Genomic DNA, 16,233 nt, shown 5'->3' with positions numbered 1-16,233 from the left:
GGGGATAAGCGCATGTTGGAAAAGGTAAAAACATCCACGCCTGTTTTGATCTTGCTCGGCCCGCCCGGGGCCGGGAAAGGCACTCAGGCCCGTATATTGCAAACGCAATTTGGCCTAGTGCAACTGTCCACCGGAGACCTGTTACGCGCAGCCGTGACCGCCGGCACAGAAGCTGGATTGGCTGCGAAGGCCGTGATGGACGCAGGAGATCTGGTGTCTGATGAAATTGTAATCTCCATCTTAAAGGACCGTCTAAAAGACACCGATTGTGCCAAGGGTGTGATCTTGGACGGCTTCCCCCGCACAGGGGCTCAGGCCGAAGCGCTGGATGAGTTGCTGGCAGGCAGTGGGCAGCGCATCAATGCCGCGATCAGCCTTGAAGTTGAGGACACCAACATGGTGGCTCGAATTTCGGGCCGTTTCACATGTGGCAGTTGTGGCGAAGGTTACCACGACAGTTTCAAGCCCCCCAAAAAAGACGGCGTGTGTGACAACTGTGGCGGGACAGATTTCAAACGCCGTGCAGATGACAACGCCGAAACCGTTGCCAGCCGACTAAACGCCTACCACGCGCAAACGGCACCATTGATTGCCCACTATGAGGGGCAAGGCACACTAAAACGCATCGATGCGATGGGAAAAATTGACTTCATCGCACAAGAACTCGCTGCGGTGGTCTCTGAAGCGACCACCTAAAGGGGAACATAGGTCCGCACGCGCGACCATATGTTGAGGAACACAAACAGAGGGAGGAGACATTCTATGTCCGACAACTCATCCAACGCCGCATATTGGTCAGCCAATGTGCGCATCATCCTGATCAGCCTCGTGATATGGGCGCTGGTTTCATTCGGGTTCGGCATTCTGCTGCGCCCAATGCTGAGCGGCATCGCCGTCGGCGGCACCGACCTTGGATTCTGGTTTGCACAGCAAGGATCCATCCTCGTCTTCTTGGCGCTTATCTTTTTCTACGCCTGGAAGATGAACAAACTCGACTCCGAACATGGCGTTGATGAATAACAAAGGATCTGAGGGACAATGAGCCAATTTGCCATCAACCTGCTGTTTGTGGGCGCGTCATTTGCGCTTTACATCGGCATCGCGATTTGGGCCCGTGCGGGATCCACATCTGAATTTTACGCCGCCGGACGCGGCGTCCACCCAGTCACCAATGGTATGGCGACTGCCGCGGACTGGATGTCCGCAGCGTCATTCATTTCCATGGCTGGGCTTATCGCCTTTACCGGCTATGACAACTCTTCCTTCCTGATGGGGTGGACTGGTGGCTACGTGCTGCTGGCGCTTTTGCTTGCGCCTTACCTGCGTAAGTTTGGTAAATTCACCGTATCAGAGTTCATCGGTGACCGTTTTTACAGTCAGACCGCACGCATTGTTGCAGTGATCTGCCTGATTGTTGCCTCCACCACTTATGTCATCGGTCAGATGACCGGGGTTGGGGTGGCTTTCGGTCGCTTCCTGGAGATTTCCAACACCGCCGGTCTCTTAATTGGTGCTTGTGTGGTGTTTGCCTACGCTGTGTTCGGCGGCATGAAAGGTGTGACTTACACGCAAGTGGCGCAATATTGCGTTCTGATCACCGCCTACACCATTCCGGCAATCTTTATCTCTCTCCAACTGACAGGCAATCCAATCCCTGCCTTGGGTCTGTTTGGTGATCACGTTGCTTCGGGCGAGCCACTGTTGGCCAAACTGGATGCAGTGGTGACCGAGCTTGGTTTCAAGGAATACACAGCACACCACGCAGATACGCTGAACATGGTGCTCTTCACCTTGTCTCTCATGATCGGTACTGCGGGTTTGCCGCATGTCATTATGCGCTTTTTCACCGTGCCCAAAGTATCGGACGCACGTTGGTCCGCGGGTTGGACACTGGTGTTCATCGCACTGTTGTATCTGACCGCACCTGCGGTGGGTGCGATGGCACGCCTGAACATATCCGAGCTGATGTGGCCAAATGGCGGCATCTCAGGTGACGCAGTCACCACCCAGCAGATAGAGAACGAACCAGAATACGACTGGATGGCCACATGGCAGAAAACCGGTCTTTTGGATTGGGAAGATAAGAACGGCGACGGCCAAATCCAGTACTACAACGACAAGGATGCTGATCTTCAGGCAATGGCGGCGGAAAAGGGTTGGCAAGGCAACGAGCTGACCAAGTTTAACCGCGACATCCTCGTTCTGGCCAACCCGGAAATCGCCAACCTTCCGTCTTGGGTGATTGGTCTGGTTGCTGCTGGCGGTCTCGCAGCCGCACTTTCCACCGCAGCGGGTCTGTTGCTGGCAATCTCTTCGGCAGTTTCTCACGATCTGATCAAAGGGGCGATCAACCCACAGATTTCTGAGAAAAACGAGTTGCTTTCAGCACGTATCGCTATGGGTGTTGCAATTGCGGTAGCCACTTGGTTGGGTCTCAACCCGCCGGGTTTTGCCGCACAGACCGTAGCGCTGGCCTTTGGTTTGGCAGCCGCCTCGATTTTCCCGGCGTTGATGATGGGAATCTTTTCCACCAGAATTAACAACGCAGGTGCAGTCGCGGGTATGCTGGCCGGTCTCAGTGTAACATTGGTATATATCTTCTTACACAAAGGCTGGCTGTTCATTCCGGGCACCAATTCCTTCACCGATGCTGACCCGCTTTTGGGCACGGTGAAATCCACAAGCTTCGGTGCGATCGGCGCAGCAGTGAACTTTACCGTAGCTTACATCGTGTCAGGCATGACCAAAGAGACACCTTCGGAGATCAAAGCACTTGTCGAAAGCGTGCGCGTTCCCCGCGGCGCAGGTGCCGCTCAGGATCACTGAGCAGCAGCGCCCAAAGGCATCACGCATTACTCAAGCCCTTTCCGGTCATTCCGGGAAGGGCATTCACTAACCCAACCTATTCGTTCAAGCGGCGACATGTGTCCTCAGCGCCACTTGTGACCTCACAACCAGACATGACAAGGTGGTGCTATGACGCTTACGGCAGATCAGATCACTCGATTTCTGCGCTCAGTGCACCCATACGACTGCCTTTCAGATGAAACTCTAGAAAGTCTGGGCGCAAGGTTTGAGCTCCTCACGCTGTCGCAAAACTCAACGGTCTATAACTTCGGTGATCCACTGAAGGGACTCTTTCTTATCCATAACGGAACTGTAGAGGTGCGAGATGACAACGGTACCGTGATCTCCCACCTAGGCTTGCGCAATTCATTTGGCGAGCGAGGGCTACTCAATAATGGCCGGGCGGCAACAAGCGCGCGCTGTGAAACTGAGACGACGCTGCTTATGTTGCCAACCGACAGTTTCCATTCGCTGCTACAATCACAAGCCTCCGTGCGCCGTTTTTTTGATCGTACGCGAACCTCCGAAAGGAGGGCTTCGATCGGCGACCTCGCGACGACCGAATTATCCGCCATCATGGCGAGTGTGCCACAAACGATTGGCCTCCATGAAACAGTGGACGCCGCCGCCCAAAAAATGCGGTCTACAGGAATTTCATCCCTCTGCGTGGTTGATGGTGACAATCTCTTGGGCATTGTCACTACCGGCGACCTGGTGAACCGAATTTTGGCGGAAAATCGAAAGCCAGACACAGCCATCGCCGAAATCATGACCCCTTCCCCACACACCTTGCCTTCAAGCGCGATTGGTTCGGACGTCCTTCACATGATGATGGAGCACGGATTTGGACATATCCCCATTGTTGACAAGAATACACTCGTTGGCATTGTCACTCAAACCGATCTGACGCGTTTTCAGGCTGTTACCAGTGCCGAAATGGTCCGCGACATTGCCATGGCCAATACCGCTCAAGAAATGGCTCGGACCACAGCTCGCATTCCTCAACTCCTCGCGCAATTGGTTGGAGCAGGTCACCGCCACGACGTCGTCACGCGCCTGATCACAGATGTCGCCGATACTGTGACCCGCCGCCTGCTTGCATTGGCCGAAGCCAATTTTGGCCCGCCACCAGTGCCCTATCTTTGGTTGGCCTGCGGCTCTCAGGGGCGACAGGAACAGACAGGGGTCAGTGATCAAGACAATTGCCTGATTTTAGATGACGCGACCACGGAAGACATGCGCAATGGCTACTTTGCAGAACTGGCCAAATTCGTTTGCGACGGGCTCAACACATGCGGTTACGTGTATTGCCCCGGCGATATGATGGCGACCACGGATCTTTGGCGGCAACCGCTGCAGGTCTGGCGAGACTATTTTGCTGGATGGATAAGCACGCCGAACCCAGAAGCGCAAATGTTGGCAAGCGTCATGTTCGACCTGCGCCCAATTGGCGGCCCTTTAGATTGTTTTGCAGACCTACAGAATGAAACGCTCAACGCCGCGTCGCAAAACTCCATTTTTGTCGCCCACATGGCATCAAATGCACTCAAACATCATCCGCCACTAGGAATGCTGCGCGGACTCGCCACCATTCGGTCCGGTGAACACAAGCATCAGATCGACATGAAACACAACGGGGTGGTGCCCGTAGTTGATCTTGCTCGGCTTGCAGCTTTGCAAGGGCGATTGCCACCAGCAAACACCCGTGCTCGGCTTAAGGCCGCACGTGACGGGCAATCGGGTATGTCCGCCTCAGGGGTTGCCGACTTACTCAACGCCTATGACCTTATCGCCGAAACGCGACTGGAACATCAACGCCATCAAATTCAATCAGGCACAGCCCCTGACAACTTCCTTGCTCCGGCCAATCTTTCAGACTTTGAGCGCAGCCATTTGCGCGATGCTTTTGTCGTTGTGAAATCCCTACAAGCTGCCATTGGTCACGGACGCAGCGCGCCGCATTAGACAAAAGGATTCTGCTCATGTTTCTCGAATTGTTAGGTGTTATTTTTGCCGGAGTCGCCGGCGCGGGCCTGATGATGGTTGCCGTGCGCTTTTCCAGAGGGCGTCTGCCCAATTGGCTGACACCGGTGGCTGCGGGCGCTGCGATGATAGCAGCAACCATCAGTTCAGAATACAGCTGGTACTCACGCACGTCCTCTACTCTACCCGATGGTTTGAACGTGGTTGAAACCGTTCAGACAACAGCTGTTTGGCGGCCCTGGACCTATGTGGCGCCAATGACCGAACGATTTGTCGCATTAGACACGACCTCGATACAAATCAACGAAAGCCACCCTGGGTTGAAGCTTGCCCAAGTCTATTTTTATGGCCGTTGGGCACCTCTGAACCGTCTTAACGTGGCCGCAGACTGCATCAAAGGAAAGCGCGCCGCACTGATCGATGCGATCTCGTTTGACGATGCAGGGCAAATCCAAGGCGCGCAATGGGTGTCCGCCTCTTCTGAAGATCCATTGCTGAAAGCAATGTGCGAGGCGATGTGATGCTATCGGATGTTTCCCTACGTTTGCGCATCTTTTTGTTTTTTGTGCTCCTTGCATGCGGCGGGTTTACAATTGTCTCGGTCGCACTTGCTTTTGGGTATCGCAGCGCCCTGACCGAGGGCGTCGCAAACGGTTTTATTTTGGCTGGAATCATCTCCGGCTTTGGCCTTCTTGGATTGGCGATCGGTATCTGGTTGTTGTTTGACGAAAACGTCGCAAAACCGATCCAGTCCTTGTCCACAACACTTCGCGCCCGTGCCCATGCAGGCGTTGATGTGAAAGTCGACACACATTCGGCTCGCTTTCTTGGCGATCTTGCGCACGCCGCCGAAGCCGTAAGTCTAAAGCTGAGCAGCACAACAACGGATGTTGCCGGGATGGTTGCACTTGAAACCGATGCTCTTGTGGCACAACGAGAACAGCTGGCAGCTATTTTGACCGAAGTGCCGGTGGCCATCCTACTCATCAGTCCAGAACACAGAATTGTTCTCTACGACGGTCAAGCTGCAGGAACGCTTGCGCAAATCGCCCCCCCCCGGTTGAATGCCGTGATCTTTGACTATGTAGCGCGCGAACAACTTATCGCAGCCTACAATCGCCTCGTGAAAACCGGGATTGAAACCAAGTTCAAAGCGACGTGTCCAGACAGACGCGTATCATTTGATGCACGTCTAAAACCACTTCAAGGCGCACACAGCTACTTGCTTTTGATTGACGAAGCGCATGCAATGATTGCGCCAGACGACACCCGCCCGCTGACATTTGATTTTGAGTTGCTCGCGGACCAACCAACGTCAGATCTTTCACAACGCAAACTCGATCAAATTTCATTTGTAATATTTGATTGTGAAACGACCGGACTTCTACCACACAAAGACGAGTTGGTGCAGGTCGGCGCCGTGCGTGTTCATAGAAACAAGATCATTGAAGGGGAACATATCAATCGTTTGATCAATCCCGGGCGGCCGATCCCATCTTCTTCTTCCCGTGTGCATCACATAACCGATGCAATGGTCTTGGATGCACCAACACCAAAATCCGTGGTAAACGAGTTCCACCACTTTGCACGTGACTCCGTTATTGTCGCGCACAATGCTCCGTTCGACATGGCCTTCATGCACCGACATGGCAATCAGATGAATATCACTTGGTCAAACCCTATTTTGGACACAGTACTGCTGTCCGCGATCCTGTTTGGAACGACTGAGCGCCACACTCTTGATGCATTGTGCGACAGACTGGGCGTAACGATTGAGCCAGCGCTGCGCCATACAGCATTGGGTGACGCCACTGCAACAGCTGAGGCTCTTTGTCGAATGTTGCCCATGCTTGCAGCCCGCGGATATACCACCTTGGGCGACGTCCTCGCACAGAGCCGCAAACATGGGCGATTGCTTGACGATCTAAACTAGGAGCGACTTCGGCATCGATCCACTTTCCCTGAGTTTGCCCGCAGTGCGTGCCTCAGTGCAATTGCATTCGATAGTTTTGAGCGCAAACGCCGCTGCCGACGCCGCGAGGTAGGCCGCGCCATCGGGGATTTTACCGGTCAAGGCGGACCTCTGGTCGAGAGGTGCAGGTACCCTCTGAACCCTGCCTTTTAGCCGATGCTTAGAACATCCATCACAGGTGTTTCCCAGTTGCACTAGTTGTCAATGGCATGTTCGAGCCCCTGTTCACTTGAAATGTTAAAACGCTTCACTGCCGCCGTCTTGCTGGCCGCCTGACACAGCCAGCAGGCCTCGGACTTTAGGGCTTCGCCAATTGGCGTGTCGATGGAACAGTGGGCTCGCTGTTTATACGCTTTGATCGCGCCCATTGGGAATTTGTCAGGGCGCAGCACCAATATGTTGACGTAGTCATCAATCTCTTCAGCTAAATACTCTTTGCACGTGACATGATGATGTCTTTGATGATCTTCTCGCCGGGGCTCAGAATTCTTGTTCTCGTCATCCATTCTTGGGTGGCTAGGAGGAGCAACAAACCCCTTCCCAGCACATACCGCTTTTTGGTCTCAAAAGCGCTGAGGTCGGACCGGTTAAGTCTAGTAACTCAAAGCGCGGATGACCCCGCGCAATTCTGACAAACCTCTCAAACGTCCTATCAACGGATATCCAGGGATCAAATCGCGCGCTAGATCAGATAACATATGATGGCCGTGATCTGGGCGAAACGGAATCTCATGGTCGCTGCGCCCAATGTCACGGCGCCGAGCTTCTTCTTGCAAAATCACTCGGACCAACGCCACCATGTCAGTATCTCCACCCAGGTGGTCTGCTTCTTCAAACGATCCATTTGGGTCTTTCCGAACGTTGCGCAGGTGCACAAAGTGGATACGCTCGGCAACTTTCGCTGCAATCGCAGGCACATCATTATCTGGATTTGCCCCTAACGACCCGGCGCACAGTGTAACGCCATTGGCCGGGCTGTCATACGCATCCAATACCCAATCAAGATCGGCCCCATTTGAAACGATCCGCGGCAGCCCAAGGATATCGCGCGGCGGGTCGTCCTGATGCACACATAGACGCATCCCAAGTTCCTCAGCCGTCGGGACAACCTCTTGCAGGAAGCGGCGGTAATTCGCGCGCAGCGCTTCGCGGTCAATGTGTTTATAGCTTTCCAGAACGTTGCGCAAACCAGCGACATCAAATCGCTCAAATGCCCCCGGCAACCCTGCCATGATTGCCGCCAGTAAGTTGTCGCGTTCAGTTGCCGTTGATTTTTGAAACCACGCAACAGCGCGCTGACGGACATCTTCCGGATAGTCGTCCTCGGCAGCGCGACGACCCAGAATGTTGATCTCAAACGCAGCCATTTTTACAGCGTCAAAGCGCAGGCACGTCGCTCCAGTAGAAACCGGCGCGGCTAAATCAGTGCGGGTCCAATCCAGCAAAGGCATGAAATTATAGCAGATCGTCTTGATGCCTTCAGCCGCTAGGTTGGCCATAGACTGGCGGTAGTTGGCAAACAGCTGTGCCAAATCACCTTCTCCACGCTTAATCCGTTCGTGGACAGGTAGGCTTTCAACAACGTTCCATTCAAAACCAGCGTTTTGTATTTGCGCCTTGCGCGCGGCAATCGCGTCGATCTGCCAGACTTCACCATAAGGGATATCATGCAGCGCAGTCACGATCTCACGCGCGCCTGTCTGGGCGACCTCACTCAATGCAATGGTGTCATATTCGCCGTACCATCGCCAGCTTTCGATCATGCCGTTACCTCTTGTGATGCATATCGTGCGCCTTGGTTCCATAAAAGGTCTGCCGCTTGAGTTACGGGAGCAGCAAGCTTGCCAGCAAGGTCTTCGTCAAAGATTTCGCGCACTGACAGCATAGCCGATACGATATCAGCAGTGGTCTTTTGAGCTGTCGCAATCCCGCGCAGTTGCATTGCCAAAGGGTCGCGAACATCAATAAGTTCGCCACTCTCATCTGTGCCGCTGACGTAACGCATCCATGCAGCCACAGCGAGGCACAAACATGGCGATGCACGCCCATCCGCGAGGTTCTCACGCAGGGTTCCTAGCAATCTCTGCGGTAACTTCTGGCTGCCGTCCATGGCGATCTGCCAAGTACTGTGTCTAATGGCAGGGTTGGCATAGCGCGCGAGCAACTCACCAGCATAGGTCTCAAGACTGACGCCCACAGGCGGTATCACAGCAGGAATTATCTCTTTCCATAAAGCGCGGGCATAGGCGGTAAAAACCGGATCAGCAATTGTCTGATCAATCGTCTCATACCCTGCCAAATAGCCTGTATAGGCCAACGCGGAATGTGTCCCGTTCAGCATTCTTAGCTTCATGTGCTCATGAGCGGTGACATCCGCCAACAATTCTGCACCAGCTGCCGCAAAATCGGGGCGCTCCCCTCCTACGAAATCATCTTCTATCGCCCACTGAGAGAACGGTTCATGCATTACAGGAGCGGCGTCAGCCGTTCCTGTAAGTGCCGCAACATGGCTGATATCATCTTGGGTCGTGGCTGGCGTGATACGATCTACCATTGTGCAGGGGAAACGACCTTCGGCTGCAATCCAATCCGCCAAACCGGGATCAATCTGACGCGCCATCTCTAGGACCACACCGCGAACAACACGCCCGTTTTCGGGCAGGTTGTCGCAGCTCAGTACTGTGAAGGGCGCGGTTCCAGCTGCGCGGCGAATTTGCAGCGCCCGCATCAGAAATCCGATAGCAGATACCGGCACATCATGGGTCAAATCATGCTGCACATCGGGATGGTCTGGATTTAACATCCCGGTTGCCGGATTGTGGCAATAGCCCTTCTCTGTGACCGTCAGCGACACAATTTTGACTGCTGGATCAACCATAGCATCCAGGACAGCCTTTGGGTCCTCCGTTGCCACCAATACATCGTTGAGAACATCTATCTTGCGCGGCACTGCGCTGTCCTCTGCCAGTGTAACGGCTGTATAAGTCCAGTTCTGTGGGCGCAGTGCATCACGCGTATTTGGACTGCGCAATGAGACGCCAACAATACCCCAATCGCCACCTGACTCTTTCATTGCGTCAGCAACGTAAACGCATCCAAAGGCCCGAAAAAATGCACCTAAACCCAAATGCACAATTCCCGTAGCTGGGCCAGATTTCACAGCTCTATCTGGCAAGCCATCCTCCATCTACGTTTAGCACTGCTCCATGCACATAAGACGCGGCTGGCGTACAAAGGTAGACTGCCGCACCAGCAATATCCGATGGGCTTCCCCAACGCCCAGCGGGAATTCGGTCAAGAATTGACTGATTGCGGGCTGGATCATCGCGTAGGGCTTGGGTGTTGTTGGTTTCGATGTAGCCAGGGGCCACAGCGTTGACGTTGATGCCTTTTGCAGCCCATTCATTGGCCAACAGTTTGGTCAACCCTGCCACGCCATGTTTGGATGCGGTGTATGACGGAACACGGATTCCCCCCTGAAACGACAACAGGGACGCGACATTCACAACCGCTCCCTTGCCGTCGCGAGCCAAAATTTCATTGGCGAAAGCTTGCGTGGTGAAAAACAAAGACTTCAGGTTCACATCCATCACTGCGTCCCAGTCGTCTTCGGTAAAATCGACCGAGTCATTGCGTCGGATAACTCCGGCGTTGTTGATCAGAATGTCGATCTCTTGGTCTGCGAACAAGGTTTGCCCAATCATAGGGTCCCCGAAGTCCACGCTAAGGTTTTCGGCGCCACCACCCAAATTTTCGATTTCGCGCAATGTATCATCAGATGGTCTGCGGCCTGCGCAGATAACGTAGGCACCTGCTTGCGCGAGACCAATGGCAATCGCCTGCCCAATACCTGTGTTTGCCCCAGTCACGAGCGCGCGACGTCCTGAAAGAGAGAATGGGTTGTTCACCGTAAATCCCCCATGGCAACCATATCCATGTCTGTAAAATCAACGTTGTCGCCTGCCATCGCCCAGCAAAACGTATAAGATCCGGTGCCAGCCCCGCAATGCACCGACCAAGGCGGTGAGATTACCGCCTCTTCGTTTGCCATTACAATGTGTCGGGTTTGATCAGGCTCGCCCATTATGTGGAAAACCCGTTGATCTGTGCCAACATCAAAATACAGGTACGCTTCCATCCGGCGATCATGCAGATGGGCCGGCATCGTGTTCCAGACTGACCCCTCGGCAAACTGTGTACATCCCATTACAAGCTGACAGGTGTCGGCAATTTCGGGATGCAAGAACTGCAAAATAACGCGCTCGTTCGCTGTTTCGCGAGCACCAAGTTCGACCCGTTTCGCATCGGCCAACTTGATCAACCTGGTGGGACATTTGCGATGGGCCGGTGCAGACAACAAGTAGAAACGTCCGGCCCCCGAAAACGTCACCGGACCGGCACCCATACCGATGTAAAGCACTTCTCCACGCTCAATCGTATGGTCTTCACCGCCCACGCTGATGGTGCCTGTTTCACCGATATTGAGGACACCAAGTTCGCGCCGCTCTAAGAAAGAGGCGGTACCAGTTTCTGGCATGTGATCCAGCGTCAAAGCGCCGTTTTTCGGCACAGCTGATCCCAGAATCAACCTGTCATAATGACTGTAAACAAGGTTGATCTCTCCCTCAGCGAACAATCCGCCGACATGGAAATGATCCCGAAGCTGATCCGTGTCTAGAGTCTTGGCGGTGGCAGGGTCGATGGCGTATCGAGTTTGGCTCTTAAGCATATTTGTGTCTTTCGAGTTAGAGAAAATCAGCGCGGCGCGGCGTGAATGTGTCAATCAAAGTGCCGGCCTCAAGACAGACGCAGCTATGGTTGGCTTGGGACGGGATTATCAAACTGTCCCCAGTTCCCAAATCGTGCTCAGTGCCTTCAACAAAGAAAGCAAAGCGCCCAGATTCAACATAGGTTGCCTGCACGTGTGGGTGGTTATGCAGGTCACCTTTGGCACCTGTCTCAAATCTAAATGCGACCAGCATGAGATCTGAATTTTCCGCCAGAACTTGACGCGTCACGCCTGGCCCTGTGGACTTGATTGGATATTCCATTGGTTCCCTCAGTGAAACAACGACGGCAGCCAAAGCGACAGCGCCGGAATGTAAGTAACAAGCATCAGAGTGCCGAAAGCCGCTCCATAGAATGGCCAGATCGAACGCACCGCGTCCCAGACCGGAATTCGACCCACGGCACAGCCAACAAACAGCACCGCGCCAACGGGCGGCGTGCAAAGGCCAATGCCAAGATTGAGGATCAAAATGACCCCGAAATGCACAGGGTCGACGCCAAAGGCCGTTGCCACTGGCAAGAAAATCGGTGTGGTGATGACGATCAGCGGCGACATATCCATAAAGGTGCCCAGCAACAAAAGAACCACGTTGAGGAGCAACAGGATGATGATCGGGTTGTCAGAGACGCCTTTCAACATTGCAACCATTGAAGCTGGGACCTTCGTATAGGCCAACAACCACCCAAATGCCGCAGCACATCCAATGACCAGCAATACCATCGCGGTGGTTCGCACGGCCGCCAGCGTGGCCTCTACAAAATCGTTCCAGCTCAGGCTCCGGTATACAAAAAAAGTCACCAGGAGGGCATAAACGACCGCGATATTGGACGATTCCGAGGCGGTAAAGATGCCCGACCGCACGCCACCAAAAATAATAGCGACAAGCACCAAACCCGGAGCCGCAGACACGAAAAGCGTTCCGATCATGCGAAATCCCTGAAACTTTTGGATGGGGTAGCCTTTGCGCTTTGCCACCCACCATGCCGCGACCATCAACGCCAGCGCCAAAAGGAAACCGGGCACGATACCTGCAGTAAACAGGTCAGCAATTGAGATGCGTCCTCCTGCAGCAATAGAATAGATGATCATGTTGTGCGACGGGGGCAGCATCAGCGCGATAATCGAGCTGACGACGGTGATGTTAACAGCGTAGTCAACGTCGTAGCCGCGCTCTTTCATTTGTGGCACCATTAGGCCACCCACCGCGCTCGCATCGGCTGCGGCCGACCCAGACACGCCACCAAACATCACTGATGACAACACATTTACTTGACCGAGGCCGCCCCGCAAGTGGCCCACAAACGCGCCTGCCAAGGCGACCAGCCGGCGGGCGATATCACCCCGGACCATCAAGTCACCGGCGAAAATAAAGAAGGGAATTGCCATTAAGGCAAAAACCGAGACGCCAGAATTCAACCGCTGGAAAACCACCACTGGCGGCAGGCCCAAATATGCAATTGTTGCAAAGCTGGAGACGCCCAGGCAAAAGGCTACCGGGGTGCCGATCAGGAGCAGAAATACGAAAGTTCCGAATAAGACATACAGTTCCATCATTGAGGCTCCGCTACGTCTTCGCCGAACCGGGCGGTTGGCAATCCCGCAGCTCTACGGGCCACGCGTTCCACCGAAAACAGAACCACTAGAATCCCTCCGGCAACCAGAGGGGCAAAGTCAAAGGCACCAGAGATGCCAAGGCTTGGCAGCATATTTCCGGCGGTTTTAACTGCCAATTTCCAACCAAACCAAACCATGCCAATCCCAAATCCAGTGACGGCCAGATCAGAGATCGAATAAAGGACCAGTTTGGCCTTTTCGGGTACAAGATAAAGCATCACATCAAAGGACAGATGATATCCTTCGCGGATACCGACAGCGGCACCCAAAAAGATGAACCAGCCCATAATCATCACCGAGGCAGGCTCGGTCCAGACGATGCTGTCATTCAAAATATAGCGCCAGAAGACCTGAGCCGCGATCAGAGCTGTCATTGCGACCAACCCCACACCTGCCACCCAAAGTGCCACCCGGGCCAGCAGACCGGTGGTAAGGGCCACTGATTTCATTGTGTCTTTCACGCGCACATCCTTGATCGAGCAAAAAGTGGCCTGCACCTAAAAGTGCAGGCCCCAACGTGTTATTTGGTGGCTTGGATATCCGCGACCATCTGTTGAAGAACCGGTGAGGTGACGTACTTTTCATAGACAGGCACCATGGCCTCGATGAACGGCGTCTTGTCGATGTCGGTGATGATTTCTACACCAGCCTCACGCACACGAGCTTCGGAAGTCTGTTCACGTGCTATCCAAAGTTCACGCATAACCGGAACAGAGTCACGTGCAGCTTGGCGAACCAATGCCTGATCTTCGGCACTGAGTTTATCAAACGATGCCTTCGCCATTACCAGCACTTCTGGTACAATCAAATGCTGATCTAGGGTGTAATATTTGGCGACTTCAAAGTGTCCCGAACTGTCATAGGACGGCCAGTTGTTTTCAGCGCCATCAATAACACCTGTTTGGATGGACGAATACACTTCTCCGTATGGCATTGGCGTGGCGTTAGCACCTAGCGCGCTAACCATGTCCACAAACATATCCGACTGCATCACGCGGAATTTCATGCCAGCCAGATCTTCAATGGAAGTGATTGGCTTTTCAGAGTTGTAGAAGCTGCGCGAGCCACCGTCATAAAACGCCAAACCCACCAGATCATGGTCGCTGAATGCGTCCAGAATTTGCTGACCTACTGGGCCGTCCATGACTTTGTTCATGTGCTCAACTGAACGGAAGATATAGGGCAAAGACGGAACTTGGGTTTCTTCGATGATGTTGTTGAATGGCCCCAAAGAGACCCGGTTCATATCGATCACACCAAACTGCGTCTGCTCGATGGTATCTTTCTCTTCACCCAATTGAGCCGAGTGGAACACTTCGATACACAACCGACCTTCCGAACGCTCTTTCAACATGTCGCCCATTGCGTTCACTGCCGCAACAGTCGGGTATCCATCTGGATGGGTGTCAGACGAGCGCAGCGTGATCTCGCAAGATGCAACGGCAGCTGACGCCATCGCAACACTGGCCAATAGAGCCGCACCTATAGTTTTAACGTAAGTCATTGTTTTCCTCCCTGGAAATGGCTCTCAGAGCCGATAGGCTTGTTTAGCAAGCCGATATGCAAGGTCTTGTGCGACCTCGAATGCCTCATCCTCACGCAGCCGCCCTGTGGCGACCAGCGTTGCAAGAAATGTGCTATCCACACGGCGGGCCACATCATGGCGCGCCGGAATTGAACAAAAGGCGCGTGTGTCGTCATTGAAGCCGACGGTGTTGTAAAAACCCGCGGTTTCCGTCGCCATTTCGCGAAACCTCAGCATGCCTTCATAGCTGTCATGGAACCACCAAGGGGGTCCGAGTTTCAGTGCGGGGTAAACGCCAGCTAGCGGCGCCAGTTCACGCGAATAACTGGTCTCATCCAGCGTGAAGACAATAATTGTCAAATCGGATCTTCGACCAACCGCGTTCAAAAGGGGACGCAAAGCAGTGACATAGTCAGTGCGCGTCGGGATATCACACCCCTTGTCACGCCCAAACTGTGCTGCGATCTCTGCTGAGTGGTTGCGAAACGAACCGGGATGGATTTGGAGAACTAGCCCATCATCCAAGCTCATCTTCGCCATTTCGGTCAGCATATGAGCGCGAAAACGGTCTGCCTCTTCGGCGCTGCACTGCCCCTGCAAAGCCTTCGAAAACAATGCAGCGGCTTCTGTTTGTGATAGATTTTCTGTGCGTGCAGTTGGGTGTCCGTGATCACTAGATGTCGCACCAAAGGTCTTGAAAAACGCGCGCCTCTTACGATGTGCCGCAATATATCCCGCCCAGGTAGTGGTATCCTCGCCGGTCATTTCACCCATGATTTGAACGTTGTCGGCAAAACCCTCAAACTCAGGGTCAACAACTGCATCAGGACGATAGGCGGTTACAACTTTCCCGTCCCAGCCACTATCACGGATCATTTTATGCCAGCGCAGGTCATCAATCGCGCTTTCAGTCGTCGAAATTGCTTCAATATTGAACCGGCTAAACAAGGCGCGCGGACGAAAGGCATCTTCGCTTAGGCTGGAGGCTATCTGATCGTAGATTTCATCGGCCGTTTCTGCCGACAAATGTTTGGTTATCCCGAACACCTCTTGAAACGCGTGATTGACCCAAAGGCTAGAGGGCGTTCCCCGAAAGAGATAAAAGTTCTCGGCGAACAGCTGCCAAGTTTTTCTTTTGTCTTGCTCGACAGCAACCCCATCGACTCGCGGCACACCCAGCGCATTTAAGTCGATACCTTGCGAATGCAGCATTCGGAAAACATAGTGATCCGGCGTTACAAACAAATCAGTTGGATTATCGAAGTTTTCATTCTCGGCAAACCAGCGCGGATCTGTATGTCCATGAGGGCTGACAATGGGCAGCTGCGCGACACTCTTGTAGAGCGCCTTTGCCAAATTCCTTACCGTCGGGTCGGTCGGAAATAGGCGGTTTTCGTCCAGCAAAGCCATTGCTTCTCCTGCATTCACACATCCATCCAGCACCACAGCGGGTGTCTGATCTCAACTGATATCCTAGGATTACAGAATCGCCTTGTCAACTAA

At 53.6% G+C, this 16,233-nt stretch carries 16 protein-coding genes; 6 read left to right on the top strand and 10 right to left on the bottom strand.

Annotated features, from left to right (window positions below; all coding sequences use genetic code 11):
• Window positions 1-12 precede the first annotated feature (12 nt).
• From ABWV47_RS21005 to ABWV47_RS20980, 6 genes are all read left to right on the top strand, one after another.
• Complete coding sequence (locus ABWV47_RS21005) at window positions 13-696, top strand: adenylate kinase (RefSeq protein ID WP_353315386.1); 684 nt, start codon at window positions 13-15, stop codon at window positions 694-696.
• Window positions 697-762: 66 nt separating this feature from the next.
• The gene (locus tag ABWV47_RS21000) at window positions 763-1,020 is read left to right on the top strand and encodes a DUF4212 domain-containing protein (RefSeq protein WP_353315379.1); all 258 of its coding nucleotides are present in this window, start codon (window positions 763-765) and stop codon (window positions 1,018-1,020) included.
• An 18-nt stretch (window positions 1,021-1,038) separates the two neighbouring features.
• Complete coding sequence (locus ABWV47_RS20995) at window positions 1,039-2,826, top strand: sodium:solute symporter family protein (protein WP_353315377.1); 1,788 nt, start codon at window positions 1,039-1,041, stop codon at window positions 2,824-2,826.
• A 150-nt stretch (window positions 2,827-2,976) separates the two neighbouring features.
• Window positions 2,977-4,812, top strand: a complete 1,836-nt coding sequence (locus ABWV47_RS20990) for a DUF294 nucleotidyltransferase-like domain-containing protein (RefSeq protein ID WP_353315376.1) — start codon at window positions 2,977-2,979, stop codon at window positions 4,810-4,812.
• 17 nt (window positions 4,813-4,829) lie between these two features.
• Window positions 4,830-5,351 (top strand): hypothetical protein, encoded by a 522-nt coding sequence (locus tag ABWV47_RS20985; RefSeq protein WP_353315375.1) that lies wholly within the window; start codon window positions 4,830-4,832, stop codon window positions 5,349-5,351.
• On the top strand, window positions 5,351-6,763 hold the full coding sequence (locus tag ABWV47_RS20980) for a 3'-5' exonuclease (protein ID WP_353315373.1): 1,413 nt from the start codon (window positions 5,351-5,353) through the stop codon (window positions 6,761-6,763). Before ABWV47_RS20985 ends, ABWV47_RS20980 begins: the two co-directional genes overlap by 1 nt.
• Window positions 6,764-6,996: 233 nt before the next feature.
• Here the strand turns inward: ABWV47_RS20980 and ABWV47_RS20975 are convergent, their stop codons facing one another.
• The 10 genes from ABWV47_RS20975 to uxaC form a co-directional block, all read right to left on the bottom strand.
• Complete coding sequence (locus tag ABWV47_RS20975; RefSeq protein ID WP_353315372.1) at window positions 6,997-7,308, bottom strand: hypothetical protein; 312 nt, start codon at window positions 7,306-7,308, stop codon at window positions 6,997-6,999.
• A gap of 87 nt (window positions 7,309-7,395) precedes the next feature.
• A complete protein-coding gene (gene uxuA, locus ABWV47_RS20970) occupies window positions 7,396-8,565 on the bottom strand; it encodes a mannonate dehydratase (protein WP_353315371.1) in 1,170 nt (389 codons plus the stop codon).
• Complete coding sequence (locus tag ABWV47_RS20965; protein WP_502959729.1) at window positions 8,562-9,977, bottom strand: mannitol dehydrogenase family protein; 1,416 nt, start codon at window positions 9,975-9,977, stop codon at window positions 8,562-8,564. The genes uxuA and ABWV47_RS20965 overlap by 4 nt, the downstream gene beginning before the upstream one ends.
• On the bottom strand, window positions 9,967-10,710 hold the full coding sequence (gene kduD, locus ABWV47_RS20960) for a 2-dehydro-3-deoxy-D-gluconate 5-dehydrogenase KduD (RefSeq protein WP_353315369.1): 744 nt from the start codon (window positions 10,708-10,710) through the stop codon (window positions 9,967-9,969). Before kduD ends, ABWV47_RS20965 begins: the two co-directional genes overlap by 11 nt.
• On the bottom strand, window positions 10,707-11,531 hold the full coding sequence (gene kduI, locus ABWV47_RS20955; protein ID WP_353315368.1) for a 5-dehydro-4-deoxy-D-glucuronate isomerase: 825 nt from the start codon (window positions 11,529-11,531) through the stop codon (window positions 10,707-10,709). The genes kduD and kduI overlap by 4 nt, the downstream gene beginning before the upstream one ends.
• Window positions 11,532-11,547: 16 nt before the next feature.
• Window positions 11,548-11,853 (bottom strand): cupin domain-containing protein, encoded by a 306-nt coding sequence (locus ABWV47_RS20950; RefSeq protein WP_353315367.1) that lies wholly within the window; start codon window positions 11,851-11,853, stop codon window positions 11,548-11,550.
• An 8-nt stretch (window positions 11,854-11,861) separates the two neighbouring features.
• The gene (locus tag ABWV47_RS20945; protein WP_353315385.1) at window positions 11,862-13,142 is read right to left on the bottom strand and encodes a TRAP transporter large permease; all 1,281 of its coding nucleotides are present in this window, start codon (window positions 13,140-13,142) and stop codon (window positions 11,862-11,864) included.
• Complete coding sequence (locus ABWV47_RS20940; RefSeq protein ID WP_353315366.1) at window positions 13,142-13,666, bottom strand: TRAP transporter small permease; 525 nt, start codon at window positions 13,664-13,666, stop codon at window positions 13,142-13,144. The genes ABWV47_RS20945 and ABWV47_RS20940 overlap by 1 nt, the downstream gene beginning before the upstream one ends.
• 59 nt (window positions 13,667-13,725) lie before the next feature.
• On the bottom strand, window positions 13,726-14,709 hold the full coding sequence (locus ABWV47_RS20935) for a TRAP transporter substrate-binding protein (RefSeq protein ID WP_353315365.1): 984 nt from the start codon (window positions 14,707-14,709) through the stop codon (window positions 13,726-13,728).
• Between the two features lie 24 nt (window positions 14,710-14,733).
• Window positions 14,734-16,140: a glucuronate isomerase gene (gene uxaC / locus ABWV47_RS20930; RefSeq protein ID WP_353315364.1), complete on the bottom strand. Its 1,407-nt coding sequence runs from the start codon at window positions 16,138-16,140 to the stop codon at window positions 14,734-14,736.
• Window positions 16,141-16,233 lie beyond the last annotated feature (93 nt).

The sequence above is a fragment of the Shimia sp. NS0008-38b genome, from assembly GCF_040370365.1.
Lineage (GTDB): Bacteria > Pseudomonadota > Alphaproteobacteria > Rhodobacterales > Rhodobacteraceae > Shimia.
Note: the sequence above shows the minus strand (reverse complement) of the source record. Positions and strands in the feature narration are given on the sequence as shown.